General features: G+C 59.2%; 10 protein-coding genes. 5 read left to right on the top strand and 5 right to left on the bottom strand.

The genetic code is table 11. From position 1 onward, the window contains the following. Position 1: 1 nt before the first annotated feature. The 5 genes from N8E88_RS06050 to N8E88_RS06070 all read right to left on the bottom strand — a co-directional run bounded on the left by N8E88_RS06050 (position 2) and on the right by N8E88_RS06070 (position 9,219). Positions 2–916: an ABC transporter permease gene (locus N8E88_RS06050; RefSeq protein ID WP_262291112.1), complete on the bottom strand. Its 915-nt coding sequence runs from the start codon at positions 914–916 to the stop codon at positions 2–4. Next, positions 906–1,982 carry an ABC transporter substrate-binding protein gene (locus tag N8E88_RS06055; RefSeq protein ID WP_262291113.1) on the bottom strand — a complete coding sequence of 359 codons (1,077 nt, stop codon included), beginning with the start codon at positions 1,980–1,982 and terminating at the stop codon, positions 906–908. Before N8E88_RS06055 ends, N8E88_RS06050 begins: the two co-directional genes overlap by 11 nt. Positions 1,983–2,348: 366 nt before the next feature. Beyond that, the gene (locus N8E88_RS06060; protein WP_262291589.1) at positions 2,349–4,604 is read right to left on the bottom strand and encodes an MGH1-like glycoside hydrolase domain-containing protein; all 2,256 of its coding nucleotides are present in this window, start codon (positions 4,602–4,604) and stop codon (positions 2,349–2,351) included. A 500-nt stretch (positions 4,605–5,104) separates the two neighbouring features. Then, positions 5,105–8,653: a molybdopterin cofactor-binding domain-containing protein gene (locus N8E88_RS06065; RefSeq protein WP_262291114.1), complete on the bottom strand. Its 3,549-nt coding sequence runs from the start codon at positions 8,651–8,653 to the stop codon at positions 5,105–5,107. Then, positions 8,650–9,219, bottom strand: a complete 570-nt coding sequence (locus tag N8E88_RS06070) for a (2Fe-2S)-binding protein (RefSeq protein ID WP_262291115.1) — start codon at positions 9,217–9,219, stop codon at positions 8,650–8,652. Before N8E88_RS06070 ends, N8E88_RS06065 begins: the two co-directional genes overlap by 4 nt. 363 nt (positions 9,220–9,582) lie before the next feature. On the opposite strand from N8E88_RS06070, the gene N8E88_RS06075 reads away from it, so the two are divergent. From N8E88_RS06075 to N8E88_RS06095, 5 genes are all read left to right on the top strand, one after another. Continuing rightward, positions 9,583–10,719, top strand: coding sequence for an FAD-dependent monooxygenase (locus N8E88_RS06075; protein ID WP_262291116.1), 1,137 nt, complete (start codon positions 9,583–9,585; stop codon positions 10,717–10,719). Then, positions 10,716–11,516 (top strand): alpha/beta fold hydrolase, encoded by an 801-nt coding sequence (locus N8E88_RS06080; RefSeq protein WP_262291117.1) that lies wholly within the window; start codon positions 10,716–10,718, stop codon positions 11,514–11,516. The genes N8E88_RS06075 and N8E88_RS06080 overlap by 4 nt, the downstream gene beginning before the upstream one ends. A gap of 94 nt (positions 11,517–11,610) precedes the next feature. Then, a complete protein-coding gene (locus N8E88_RS06085; protein ID WP_315975203.1) occupies positions 11,611–12,363 on the top strand; it encodes a maleate cis-trans isomerase family protein in 753 nt (250 codons plus the stop codon). A gap of 12 nt (positions 12,364–12,375) precedes the next feature. Beyond that, entirely contained in the window at positions 12,376–13,029 is a 654-nt protein-coding gene (locus N8E88_RS06090) for an N-carbamoylsarcosine amidohydrolase (protein WP_262291118.1), read from the top strand. A 51-nt stretch (positions 13,030–13,080) separates the two neighbouring features. Next, on the top strand, positions 13,081–14,109 hold the full coding sequence (locus N8E88_RS06095) for a 2,5-dihydroxypyridine 5,6-dioxygenase NicX family protein (protein WP_262291119.1): 1,029 nt from the start codon (positions 13,081–13,083) through the stop codon (positions 14,107–14,109). Positions 14,110–14,180 lie beyond the last annotated feature (71 nt).

The raw sequence follows: 14,180 nt of genomic DNA on the forward strand, positions 1-14,180 counted from the left end.
CCTATGCCGTGGTGCCGCGGCGCAGCACGCTGGAGAAAGTGGCAAATATGGCAAGCACAACGGCAAGCAGCGTAAACGAAAGGGACGCGCCAAGTGGCCAGTTGAATGCCTGGGTAAATTGGTCCTCGATTACGGTACCCATCGTAACGCCGACGCGGCCTCCGAGGATGCGAGGCTCCATGAATGACCCGATAACCGGAATGAAGATCAGCACTGCCCCGGAAATCAAACCAGGGGCAGCCATCGGCACGAGGATGCGGAACAGGATCGTCCACCAGCGGGCACCAAGGCTTGCCGCCGCCTCTATGATCGCGTCATCTATGGTGACAAGGGCGATGTAGCAGGTCAAAATCATGTATGGCAAGTAGCCGTGAACCAGGCCCATGACGATGGCGTAGCGGGTGTAGAGGAAGCCGATCGATCCGGCATCGGGCGCTATCATGTGGAGCACGCTGTCGAGAAAACCGTTCTCGCGAAGCACCATCGTCCACGAGAAGACGCGGACGAGACCGTTTGTCCAAAATGGCAGCAGGATGAGGATGAGCAGCGCCTCGCGCGCCTTGCCGAACGTCGAGCGCGCGAGTGCGACGGCGGCAAGAAAACCGAGCACGGCGCAAAGCAGCGTTGTCCAGAAACCGATCATCAGCGACGTCAAACCGATTCTCAGCAGGTACGGCTGATCAATAAAGGCCCGATATTGTTTCAGTGTGAAAACGATTGGGGCATTGCCCATCGGCGTTGCCGACATGAAGCTGAACACGAGCATGGTGAGCAGCGGCAGGAAAACGGCAAGCGTCAGCCAGCCATAGGTCGGCATCAACAGCGCTGTTGTTGCGACCCATGATGGGAGTTGGCGCCGGCTGCGCGGACCTTCCAATCCGCGCACTGACGCTACAGTCAGCTCATTATTCTGCATAGAAGGCTTTCACTTCCTGCCAGAGGTTGTTGAAGGCTTCGCGACGGTCGTCCGGAAGCGCCGACATAATATTTGTGGGCGTCAGATATTCCGGCTTGTGGATCTGGCGGCTGAGGTCGTCTTCCGGAAGGCCCTTGAGAGCGGCGGCATTTGACGATGCCGGGGCGCCTGCCTTGGTTGCCCACTCAACGTAAAAGGCCGGATCGATCAACCAGTTCGCGAAGGCCAACGCACCTTCTGCGTTAGGGGCTGATGCTGGAATGCCGAGTCCGTCGACCCAGCCGATGCCACCTTCCTTCGGAATAACGAACTCGACCGGTAGTTTCGAATTGCGCTTGGACCGCACCGAACCGCCCGACCAGAATACCGACAGGTCAAATTCCTTGGCGGCGAAAGACTTGTTCCACTGGTCTTCGGTGGACCACAGTAGCTTCACATTTGGTTTGATCGACTTCAAAGCCTTGGTGACTGCCTCAAGGTCCTTCGGGTTATTCATGTCCTGGCCAGTCATCAGCGCCCCGAGCGCCACGTTGATGACCGCATCATCATCCATGGCCACGCGGCCTTTGAAAGCTGGATCAGCAAGCGCGGCGTAGCTATCAGGCTTCGGAAGCCCCTCTCGAACGGCCAGTGAAGTCATGCCCCAGACCCAGGGAACAGCGTAACCCTTGCCATCTTTGCTAAAATTCGGGTTGTTGCGCAGATTTTCGTCCACGGTCGCGGCATTCGGCACCTTGGAGAAATCGATGGGCTGCAACAGGTCCTCGGCAACCGCCTGAGCGCAACGGGCGGCGTTGAGCACAACGAGGTCATACGTGCCGGGATTGGTTCGAAGCTTGGTCAGCATCTCCGATTCCGAGCTGTAATAGTCATGAACGACTTCAATACCGGTCTTTTCGGAAAAGGCCTTCACGGACCAGGCTTCGTCAGTGCCATAACCTTGCCAGTTCAGTACCGTGATCGTACCGGCGGCAAAAGCTCTCAGCGGGAGGACTGAAAAGCTCGCACCGGCAAGTAGTGCGGCAGACATCAGTTTGAGCGTATTGCGTCTTGTTATATCGGTCATTTTTATTACCCCTCATTTTACGTGTTGGCGGTTATCGACGTTTATGATCGCAGCCAACAGGGCTCCCGATAAGCGTCGCACATAGTCTGATTTTTACAACAAAAAGCTTGTCGTATCATTTGCATACAAACTAATAGCAGTTCCAGTTGCGATAACGATTGCCGAAGAGCGCCCCGCGAAGAGAACCAGCTTGTCCTATAGTCGAAACAAGCCCACTATCATTGCCATCTGGGCTAATGACGGTGCATTTAATCGTCTGGAAAACTCAAATGCCTTGCATTGGCTCCTGTTCAATCCCTCTGGTTTTCAGCATTTTTCTTTATTTTTTTATTTGTATGCAAATTATTAATACGGATTTTTATTCTGTCAAGTTTTTCCTTGCGCAGACACCGTGCCGATACTCGATAAATAAACATCAAGTTGGCTTGGTTGATTGCCTTGCGGAATCTCGAAACGTATTCCTTCCGCACACGCGCTCCAGATAATCGCTTCGCCATTGAGCCGCGCGGTCACAATATCAGTGGCGTTGACGCCTGCGAGCGTGATGGAACCCTTCACGTCCAGCGGATCGATCAAACAACTGAACTGCCCATTCTGGATGACGATCTTTGAAAGCGTGCCGCGAATATCGGTTGAAATCCGCAATCTTCCGTTCACGGAAGCTTTCAGAACCGCATCTTCGATAGTCACATGCAAACGACCAGCGGCGGAAAGCATGGGTCCGACCGACACGTCGCCGCCTACATTGGTCAGGGTCCATCCTCCCCACGGATCAAAATCGACGATCTCGCTCACAGCCATCAGCGGCAAGAGCGCCGCCCAGATGTAGAACGGATCGGTGTCGCCCTGGTCCATGGCTTCGCCGGTGACAGCGCTATAGTTCTCGGCGGCGATCCGCTCCTCACGCCACGACTTCATGAAAAGGTCGTAGCTCTGGTCCGCAAGACGGCTCGCCTCGGTGGTAAAGCCATAGCGCCTGAGGCCAAGCCAGACCATGTAGTTGACGTTCGGCCAGATGCGGCCGCGCCAGTAGACATTTTCCGCGAAGGCCGGATCGTTGCGTGTTGCGTTTGGTAGCACGAAGGCCCCTGCAAAGCTGTTTTCATCCTTCAGGTGTTCGAGAAGCCGCACCGCCTGCTCGTGCGTGGCCGCGCCGCACAAGAGCGGATAAAAACTCGTCGGCGACAACGAGCGGACGAAGCCGCCCTTGCGCTGGCGGTTGGCGAATATGCCGCGGTGTTCATCCCACAATTCCTCGGAAATCAGATTGCGGCTGCGGTTAGCGATCGCGTCGAACTCGCGGGCGTCCTCGTGACGTCCCAGTACCCCGGCCATCTTCGCCAGCATTTCCGCATCGAGCGCGGCGGCACAATTGAGCCCGAGATCGAAGGTGGACAACGTCCGCGTCTCGGGATCGTAAACCGCCTCGTCATGGGTTGCGGAATTGTCCATTCCTGTTTCGTTGCGCGCGCCGAAGGCGGTGCCCTTGTAGAGGCCTTCGCCGACATCCGACGTTCCGCAGGAGAGAAAGCCCGCGCCATCAGGATCGCGATTGTCGCGCCACCAGCGCTGGTTACGGGCGAGCGTTTCGTAGGAGGCCTCGACGATGGAGCGTTCGCCTGTGCGCTGGTAGAGCTGCCAGACGATCAGCGCTCCATATGGTGGCTGGCTACGGTCGACCCATGCGTCGTTGGAGGTGACTATGCAGGCGATATTGCCCTGAGGCGTGGCTCCGGCCAGCGCTGTCATCATGTTCTCGCGTGCAAGGTCGGCGTCGAAGACGCCTCCCAGAAGCGCAGCGAAGGTCTGGTCGTTGTACCAGACGGCGAATTTGCCAAGGTTCCAGATGCGCGTGACGGCTGTGTAGGGCCGTGCATTTGTTTCGTCCCACACCGTATTCCAGGCGACGACATCACGGATCGCGTCAAGCGCGCCCCCATATGTGCCTACGTGCGAACCGAGTATTTCGGCCGAAACATCTTTGATCAATGAGGCGCGCGCCTTTTCAATAGCAAGTGCCGCGCTGTCAGCAACAGCCGCCGCATAGGCGCCCTGGCGCATCATCTCGAGATTGAAGCGGAGCGCGATGACCGGTGCGTGATCGCTGCGGCTGGCGAGATGGAAATAGCCGTTGTTCTCGAAATCCGTGCGCAGTGCTTCAATGGTCTCGTGCCCGGTCACCTGAACGGGGGCTTCGGCGCTTGCCACGGCGACGAAACGGGTGCCGATCTGGACGAGGGCGATCCCCTTTTCCACATCGTAGCGGACGGTTTCACCACTCTCGGCCGAAATCGCGATGGTCACCCAGAAACGCAGGCCCCATTCCCCCGACACTTTGCCTTCCCAGCTTCCGCGGATAGCGAAGGGATCGGACTTTACGGTCGAGAAGGCGACGGTCGTACCGCTATGGTCGGTTTCGAGTCCGATGCGCGAGCCGTCGATTGCATGGTGGCCGAGGCGCACTTTGTTGCGCCGAGGCTCGATGGCTGATGTTGTTCTGCTGCGGGTTGAATAGAGGATCGGCGTGATGCGCACACCGAGTGGCAGGAACACCATCTCGGCCGGTCGGTCGGACCATGTGTTCCAGGCGCGTTTCAGGGAGAGGGTGGTGTGTTGCAGCATGGTGGTGTCAGCTCTCTCGCGTGAGTGGGACAAGGCGCGCGCGGCGCAGCCGTCAGACCGCTTGTCCAGCGTGCCGCCCAGATAGGGCGTGTGGTCATAATATAGGTTCGCCGCCGTGTTGGAGACGGCGCTCCCAAGTTCGTACGTGCCTTTCGTAAGGTCGTCGAGCACAAACGATAGGGCCGCCATGCGCGCCGTCCGGCCTCGCGCCCATCGATGCGGACGGTTACGGCCGTATGCGCTTCCGGAATTGTCAGGATCCAGTTGTCCTCGGCAGCAATCCTCGTATCTAGGCGATAAATACCCGTTCCGGAAAAGGCGGCAAAGCCCTGTTCTTCCCAGCCCTTGAGGACGGAAATAGGCGTGCGGGTAGCATCTGCATCCGGCGCGAATGTCCACCAGTAGGCGGACAGGCAGAGACATATGGGTCCGGTCAAAAAAAAGGGCCCTTCCTTCCGCATTCGCCGTGATCTTGAATTGATCCACGCTATCGTTCCTACTCAATGTGCGGCCGAGGTCACGCGCTGCGTCGCGCTGCCGATATCGCCCCATGCGGGCTTGTCCGGCGCGAAGCGCGCGCGCAGATAGGCCGCTAGATCCTCGATCTGCCTTTCGTCCAGCACGTCGCGAAAGGCAGGCATGGACATCACTTCCGGGCCTTCTCGCCCAGTCGTATCCGCCAGGATCGCGGGGGCCGCAACCCCGTTCAGTATCGCCTGCAGGATGTTATCGGGCGTGTCGCTGTGCAAGTTGGTATTGAACGACAGCGATGACAGGATCGACGAGCCGGTGTGGCAGGAGGCACATGCGCCGCTGAAGATACGTGCTCCCCTGGGAGAGATCATCGCGGCCTTCGCCGAAGCCGCCTCGCTTGCCGCGAGGGCGGACTGTGCTTGCATCGTCGTCTCAGCGCTGCGATCGGCCGTGTCGTTCAAGCTTGCGAGATAGGACGCCATGGCGCGGATATCAGTGTCGGGGAGCGGCGCCAGCGCGGAGACGACATCGGCCATGGGCCCGGCGGCGCTGCCGTGGTCGCGTGAATGGCCAGTGCGCAGATAGTCGTAGAAAGCAGTCTTGGTCCAATCGACTGGCCCCTTGCTAAGAGCGGTCAACGCGGGTGCATCCCAACCGTCGGCGAAGCCGCCGGACAAATGCGCCCTGCCGGCCTTCTCCGCCCCGAGCACGTTGCGCTCCGTATGGCACGCCGAGCAATGGCCGAGCGTCTCGACCAGATAGGCGCCGCGGTTCCATTCCGCGTCGCGCGTTTGGTCGTATTTGAATGGCTCCGCCTTTAGGAACATAGCGTTCCAGGGCGCCATCATGGCGCGGACATTGTAGGGGAATTTAAGCTTCGTCTCCGGCGCTTTTTCAGCCACCGGCGCCTGCGTCATCAGATAGGCATAAAGCGCTTGCAGGTCGGCTTCCTCGGCGCCAGCAAAGGACGTATAGGGGTGGGCCGGATAGAGATGATGTCCGTCGCGGCTAATACCCTCGCGCATGGAGCGCTGGAAAGCGGTGTAGGACCAGTTGCCTATGCCAGTGTCAGGGTCCGGTGTGATGTTGGTGGCATAGACCGCGCCGAACGGCGTATCGAACTTGCGGCCGCCTGCGAAAGCCTGGCCATCGTTGCTGCTGTGGCAGACATTGCAGGCGCCTATGGCAGCAGCCATACGGCCGCGCTCAATCGTGGCGGTGCTATATACGTTGGTATTCGGGCGTTCGATCGGGCTGATGGCGGGACGCCACGGCGACGCCATGGTGACGAGCCCCGAAAGGGCGGCAATCGCTCCGGCGGCCGAAAGGCAGATGTTCCGCCATTTTCTCCTCCGAGGTGAGGGGGCTGCTTTTTCAGGAGTGGTGCCGTTCAGGGCAGCGAGAACGATATCTGGCGTCAGCGGCAGCTCGCGGAAGCGGATGCCGGTGGCATCGTATACGGCGTTGGCTATGGCGGCAGCGCTGGGCACCGACGCGGACTCGCCGACACCGAGCGGTGGCTCGTCCGGGCGCGGGATCATCAGGACGTCGATTTCGGGTACTTCCGGGAAAGTGATGAGCGGATAGCCGCCCCATTCCTTCGAAGCGACGGCGGTGGACGAGAAATCCACACGCTCTTTGAGTACACGGCTAGTTGATTGGATGATGTTGCCGTGGATTTGGTGGCGGACCCCGTCGGGGTTGATCATCAGGCCGGAATCCTGGCCACAGGTCACTTTCGTGACGGCGATCTCGCCGGTCTTCCTGTTGACCGCAACATCGGCCACCCAGGCTGCCCAAGCGGCCGCCGTACCCGGGAACTTACCATGCACGTAGACGGCATAGGCGAAGCCGCGCCCGTAGAGCAGATCGCCTTCACCGCCAAGCGTGCCGAATTTGGTCCGGGGTACCCATTTGGTACGCTCGGCAACGGCGCGAACAAGGTCAACCGCCCGCGGATCATGCAAATAGCGCAAGCGGTACTCGATAGGATCAACCGCGGCAGCCGAGGCCAGCTCGTCTATATAGCATTCATGCGCAAAGGTGTTGGGCATGGCTGAGACGCCGCGAAACCATGAGGCGCGAGCTATCGGCGGCATATCGTGCACTGTCACCCGTAGATTGCCATAGGCATAGGGCGGGACGGCGGTGCGGTCACCCATGTGAACAACATCGGCGACAGGTGGAATCTTGCCGGTCAGGATGAGGGGCAGTGTAGGGGCGAGATTGGAGGGATAGCGCGTCTCGAAGTCATAGGCGGCCGGGCCGCCCTCAAGGTCAAGACCGCCGCGCACGTCCATAACTTGCGCTGCGCCCTTCGGTTCCCATGCATGTTCCTGCTCGCGCGTCAACTGTACGCGTACCGGCTTGCCGGTTGCGCGCGACAGCAGAGCGGCATCGGCCGTCACGTCGTCCGCACAGTTGCGCCCGTAGCATCCAGCTGCTTCTAGCCGCTCTACAACGATTGCTTCCTCCGGCATGTCGAGGAGGATCGCAAGATCGTGGCGCATGGGGAAAGGATTTTGCGTGCCCGACCAGACAGTCAGGCCCGCGTCGTTATAATGCGCGACTGCGCAGGAGGGGCCAATAGATGCATGCATCTGGTACGGCCAAATGTAAGTGCGTTCCATTGGATTGGCGCTGTTGGCCAACGCCAGATCGACATTGCCACGGTCCGCCAGCTTGCGCGGCGTTGAGGGATTGGCCCGCAGCGCCTTCTCCGGCGAATTGAGGTCGGGTAACTCGGGCGGCGTTCGCCAGACGACTTTGAGGCGCCGTGCTGCTTCGGCGGCGTTTTCCTCACGCGTTGAAACGACACCAACGAAATCGCCGATAGTCACGACTGCCACTAGGCCGGGAATGTCGGCGATTGAGCTCTCATCTATCGATATGAGGCTCTTGCCGACATGGTCGCCATGGTCGAAGCCGGCGTAGGGCGGGCGGACGACTCTCCCGTGCAGCATGCCGGGCACGCGCACGTCATGCACATAGGTCCACTTGCCCGTCGCCTTTGCCGGGATATCGACGCGCGCCGGGGACGAACCAACGAGACGGTAGGCCGAGACCGGCTTCAGCGGCGCCTGCGGGTCGATAGTCAGGTGCGTCTGCCTGCCGGCCACGAGGTCCCCGAAGGTGAAGCTCCGGTTATCGCCCGTACTAACGCGGATGATGCCGCCGTCGATAACGAAGCTGTCTGCTGACAGCCCGAGGCGTGCGGCCGCCTGTGCCAGGAGATAGTGACGCGCCGTCGCGGCCGCCTGACGCAGCGGGAGTGCCGTCACCTGGATGGTCTCGCTGGCGATGGTGGCACCCTGGTTCGGCGTCGCGGAGGTGGTGCCAAGCACCATCTCCACCTGTTCGAAGGGCGTGTCGAGTTCCTCCGCGACGATCTGGGCGAGGGCGGTCCTGATACCGGTGCCGAGATCGACATGACCGTTGAAGGCTATGACCTTTCCGTCACGGAGGATGGCAATGTAGATTTCTGCTGCCGCGGATGACGGCGCCTGCGATAGCACCGTCAAGATTTCCGGGGCCGCAAGATACGCGGATTTCGGGGTTTCGCGCGCATCGCTCATTGCGGCGCCTCCGACAGTTCGCTTGATGAAGGTTCGCTGCCGGATTCGGCCCTTTGAAAATCCGCCGCTTTCACGCCGGCGCCACACCCGGCATTCGCGGACCGGGAGAGGGCGACGGCCTTGCGGGCGGCTGCAAGGATCTCGACATGCGTACCGCAACGGCAGAGGTGATGGCGCAGGGCGTCACGGATATCATCGTCGTGCGGTTCCGGATTGCGGCCTATTAGCGCCACCACCGCAATGATCATACCGTTCAGGCAGTAACCGCATTGTGCCGCCGCTTCTTCGATGAAGGCGCGCTGGACCGGGTGCAGTTGCTCCTCGCTGCCGAGACCCTCGAGTGTGGTGGCGCTCCGTCTGCCGACTGCACCGAGGGCAATGGTGCAGGAACGGACCGCGCGGCCGTCAATCAATATAGCGCAGGCGCCACATTCACCAAGGCCGCAGCCAAACTTCGGGCCGTTAAGCTTGAGATCGTTGCGCAGGATATAGAGCAGCGGAGTTTTCGCATCGGCTTCTACGATGTGCGTGCCGCCGTTGACGTTGAGACTGAAAGATGCGGTCATGGCCAAGTCTATCACCTGCCACGCTGAAAGAAATAACAGCCGATATAGCGCCATGCATGCGAACGGCGACAATCTGCGCTCGTCCCATTTCGCATTATGGTTTTCTCGCCTTGTCCGCTTGTCATGCGGTGTTCCCTTCGGCGTTTTCGTATAACAAGCGTATACACTTTATATTGGACGTGGGCAAGAGCAATAAGATGGGCACAAATTTGGCGAAATCTGCAACGTTTGATGGAATTTTAGGCGTATTTTCCCGCATTAGTCTATTTTTTAGCCTTGCATTTTATAGTGTACACGCTTAATAATATCACCACTCGGATGCTGGATTGAAACATTTCCTCACCTCGCCGCGAAGGACTGCCCATGACGAACGACAGACAGACGATTGCAATCATCGGCGCAGGTCTCGGAGGGGCGGCAGCCGGCGCTCTGCTGCAGCGCGCGGGTTTCGATGTCCATGTTTACGAACAGGCCCCCAGTTTCTCCCGGCTGGGTGCGGGCATTCACATGGGCCCCAACGTTCTCAAGATTTTTGAGCGTATCGGTATCGACAAAAAGCTGCTCGAGATCAGCAGCAAGCCGACGCATTGGTTCAGCCGCGACGGCATCACCGGAGAATACCTCTCGCGCATCCCGCTCGATGGCTACGGGACGCCATACTGCACCGTCCATCGCGGTGATCTCCACGGGCTGCAGATAACGGCGCTCAACGAGGGAACACTGCATTTCGACATGAAGCTGAAAGAGATCGAGGATAGCGGGTCCGACGTTTATCTTGAGTTCGAGGGCGGCACTTCGACCCGCGCTGACATTGTCATCGGTGCCGACGGTATCAATTCAAGGGTTCGCGAGACGCTGCTCGGCTTCGAGAAGCCGAACTATAGTGGCTGGGTCGGCCATCGCGCATTGATATCAGCCGACAAGCTGAAAAAGCACGATCTCGAATTCGAGGATTGTGTGAAGTGGTGGGGGCCGGACCGCCACATGATGGTCTATTACACCACCAGCAATCGCGACGAATATTACTACGTGACCGGCGTGCCGCATCCGGCATGGGAATTCGACACTGCCTTCGTGGAAAGCAGCCGTGAGGAGATGGCGGAAGCATTCTCTGGCTATCATCCGGTGATAGGTGCGCTCATTGAGAGCACCGACGAAGTCACGAAATGGCCGCTGTTCAATCGCAACCCCTTGCCGTTGTGGAGCAAGGGCCGGCTCGTCCTCCTTGGTGACGCCTGCCATCCCATGAAACCGCACATGGCACAGGGCGCAGCCATGGCCATCGAAGATGCGGCCATGCTCACCCGTTGCCTGCAGGAAAACGGCGTGAGCGACTTCAAAACCTCCTTCGCGCTCTATGAGGCGAACCGCCGCGATCGCGCGACACGTGTCCAGAGTGTCTCGAATGCCAACACCTTTCTGCTCACGCAGGAAGATCCCTCCTGGGTATATGGCTATGATATCTACGCGCAGCCGTTGAAGAGCGAGAGCGCCGCATGACCGGGAAACTTCTCTACGGCGCGAACCTATTTGCAAACGATATCCGCCAGCATTACTTGCGCTATGGCGGAAAGGGCCACCCCGTCATCCTGATCCCGGGCATCACCAGCCCTGCGGTCACGTGGGGCTTTGTCGCAGAGCGCCTCGCTGAACGCTACGACGTCTACGTGACTGACGTGCGCGGCCGGGGCCTCTCCTCGACTGGTCCAGACCTCGACTACGGTCTTAATTCTATGGCCGAAGACGTTATCGCCTTCGCGCAAGCTCTAAATCTTGATAGTCCCGCACTTCTGGGTCATTCGATGGGCGCACGCATTGCCATTCGCGCCTCCGCCTCCGGAAGGGCCTCGTTTTCTCGTATAGCGCTCATTGACCCCCCTGTCTCCGGACCCGGCCGCAGGCCATATCCGAGCAAGCTGCCATGGTACGTTGATTCTATCCGGCTTTCGGTGAAAGGCATCGATGCTGAAGGAATGAGGACCTTCTGCCCGACCTGGACTGATGAGCAATTGAAGCTGCGCGCGGAGTGGCTGCACACTTGCTATGAACCAGCCATTGTCACGGCTTTCGAGGATTTCCACAAGGACGACATTTTCGCTGATCTGCCCAAGCTCGCCCGGCCCGCGATGCTGATGGTCGCCGGCCGCGGCGGTGTTATCGAACCGGTAGACGAGGATGAAGTCCGCTCGCTCTGCCCAACGATAGAGATCGTGCGGGTCCCCAATGCGGGACATATGATTCCATGGGACGATTTCGAGGGCTTCTTTGGGGCTCTCGGAGACTTCTTATCCCGTTAACAGAGATAGCGGACCTCTGATCCGCGGTCTCTGTTTTATGCTGCCCTTACAGATGGAGGGGCCAACCAGTTTCAAGCAGTAGAGGATTGCGCTCGTGCAAAAGAACTATCGTATCGGTCAGATTGTTCCCAGTTCGAACACCACCATGGAAACGGAGATACCGGCGATGCTTATGGCACGCCAGTCGATACGACCGGAGCGCTTCACCTTCCATTCCAGCCGCATGCGCATGAAAACTGTGAAAAAGGAAGAGCTCGCGGCGATGGATTCGGAATCCGACCGCTGCGCCATTGAGCTTTCCGACGCCCGCGTCGACGTACTCGGCTATGCTTGCCTGGTTGCAATTATGGCGATGGGCCTTGGCTACCACCGTGAATCGGAAAAGCGCCTGACTGGACGCACGACCGAAAATGGCGTCAACATTCCCGTCGTGACCAGTGCCGGCGCCCTCATTGAGGGCCTGAAGGTGATGAAGGCGAAGCGGGTGGCTATCGTTGCGCCATACATGAAGCCGCTTACGGAACTCGTGGTCAACTACATCCGCGAAGAAGGTTTCGAAGTAAAGGACTGGCGCGCCCTCGAAATTCCGGACAATCTAGAAGTCGGCCGCCACGATCCGGAGAATCTCCCAGCCATCGTAAAGACGCTCGACCTTACGGACGTGGACGTCATCGTGCTTTCGGCCTGCGTTCAGATGCCGTCGCTGCCCGTGATTGCCAAGGTTGAGGCGATGACAGGCAAGTCGGTGGTCACGGCCGCCGTCGCCACCACCTATTGCATGCTGAAATCGCTTGGGCTGGAAGCCGTTGTCCCCGGTGCGGGCGCGCTTCTTTCCGGCGCCTATTAAGGATCGCACGATATGGAGAGCGTCGAAGCCAATTATCAGGGTGTCTGGGGTAACCGCATTGGCTTTGGACAGCGGCCAGTCCTTCTCGTCATCGATTTTCTGAAAGCATATACAATCGAGGGTGCGCCGCTCTATGCGCCCGGCGTCGTCAAGGCGGTGGCAGAGACGCCGTCGCTGCTCGCGGCAGCCCGAATGGCGGGCATTCCTGTCATCCACACCCGCATTCTCTACCTTGCGGAAAACTGCGCCGATGGCGGCATGTGGGTGAAGAAATCGCCCGTGATGAAATCGATGGTGATTGGCAATGAGCTCGCGGAATTCTGCGAAGAAGTTGCGCCTGCCGATGGCGAACTCGTTATAGTGAAACAGTATGCCAGCGCCTTCTTCGGCACCAGCCTTGCCTCGCTCCTAAACACGCAAGGGATCGATACCGTCGTCATGGCCGGATGTTCGACCAGCGGCTGTATCCGGGCAAGCGCCGTCGATGCCGTCCAGAACGGCTTCCGCACTATCGTGGTACGCGATTGCGTCGGGGACAGGCATCCCGCTCCGCACAATGCCAATCTCTTCGATATCGACAGCAAGTATGGCGACGTGGTCTCGAAGGAGGAAGCGATCGCCGCGATTGCGTCGGCACAACAGCGTGGAACAACAACAGTCGCATAGGTGGACATGACCAAGGTGGCATTTCCGTAGACTTTTAGAGGAGATAACGAAATGGATCGCAATGTCTTGACTGAAATGTGCCTTGAGCAGTTGAAGCTCAGCGGCGTTCACGAGGGTGAGAAGGTTATCGTCCTGTCGCAGGGCGACGAGCGTCTCGACTACGCCGACGCGTTCCTTGCCGCCGGCCAGCGGCTTGGCGCCCGTATGTACCACATGCGTCTTCCGGCACCGCTGCCTACCACCGGTGCATGGGCTGTCGGCGAAACCGGCCTCGCCGCAAATCCAAACGCCGTCAACGCGCTAAAACAGGCCGACATGGTCGTCGATCTAATTTTCCTTCTGTTCAGCGAGGAGCAGATGGCAATCCAGGCTGCCGGCACCCGTATCCTCACGGCGGTGGAACCGGCTCCGCTGCTGGCGCGGCTCATGCCGACCAGGCAATTGCGCGAGCGCGTCGAGATTGGCGCTGAATTTCTGAAAAAAGCCAAAACCATGCGCATAACCAGCAAACATGGCACCGACGTTGTCTACAAGCTCGGCGTCTACCCGACGATGAGCGAATATGGCTACACCGATGAGCCCGGCCGCTGGGACCACTGGCCTGCTGCGTTTGTCTTTTCGGGCGGCGCGGATGACGGTGTCGACGGTCAGATCGTGCTGGCACCAGGCGATGTGCTCTTGCCGTTCAATATGTATGTGCGCGAACCGGTGATCTACACCATCGAGAAGGGCTTCATCCGGGACATTAGGGGCGGCCTCGAGGCCGAGCTTATCAAATCCTACATGGCGACCTTCAACGATCCACGCGGCTTCGGCATGTCGCATGTGGGCTGGGGACTAGACCACCGCGCCAACTGGCACGGCCTGACCGATTTTGGCGGCGGCATGGGCATGGAACTGCGCTCGTTCTACGGCAACGTCATGTTTTCGACCGGCCCGAACAACGAGCTCGGCGGCCCGAACGACACGGCTTGCCATCTCGATATTCCAATGCGCAACTGCAGCCTTTTCCTCGATGACGAGCCGATGGTTCTCGACGGCAACATCGCTGTCAAGGAAATGCAGCACACATTCAAGTGATGGCTCCTTACAGTTAGCACCGCCGGGCAGCCGGCGGTGCCTTGCGCATTGACGTATCAACTTAGTAAAAC

Origin of the sequence: Phyllobacterium zundukense (assembly GCF_025452195.1) — a bacterium.
Classification (GTDB): domain Bacteria; phylum Pseudomonadota; class Alphaproteobacteria; order Rhizobiales; family Rhizobiaceae; genus Phyllobacterium; species Phyllobacterium zundukense_A.

Coding starts and splice junctions, on each gene's coding strand:
- N8E88_RS06050 (WP_262291112.1), bottom strand. CDS start 916: ATGCAGAATAATGAGCTGACTGTAGCGTCAGTGCGCGGATTGGAAGGT.
- N8E88_RS06055 (WP_262291113.1), bottom strand. CDS start 1,982: ATGACCGATATAACAAGACGCAATACGCTCAAACTGATGTCTGCCGCA.
- N8E88_RS06060 (WP_262291589.1), bottom strand. CDS start 4,604: ATGCTGCAACACACCACCCTCTCCCTGAAACGCGCCTGGAACACATGG.
- N8E88_RS06065 (WP_262291114.1), bottom strand. CDS start 8,653: ATGAGCGATGCGCGCGAAACCCCGAAATCCGCGTATCTTGCGGCCCCG.
- N8E88_RS06070 (WP_262291115.1), bottom strand. CDS start 9,219: ATGACCGCATCTTTCAGTCTCAACGTCAACGGCGGCACGCACATCGTA.
- N8E88_RS06075 (WP_262291116.1), top strand. CDS start 9,583: ATGACGAACGACAGACAGACGATTGCAATCATCGGCGCAGGTCTCGGA.
- N8E88_RS06080 (WP_262291117.1), top strand. CDS start 10,716: ATGACCGGGAAACTTCTCTACGGCGCGAACCTATTTGCAAACGATATC.
- N8E88_RS06090 (WP_262291118.1), top strand. CDS start 12,376: ATGGAGAGCGTCGAAGCCAATTATCAGGGTGTCTGGGGTAACCGCATT.
- N8E88_RS06095 (WP_262291119.1), top strand. CDS start 13,081: ATGGATCGCAATGTCTTGACTGAAATGTGCCTTGAGCAGTTGAAGCTC.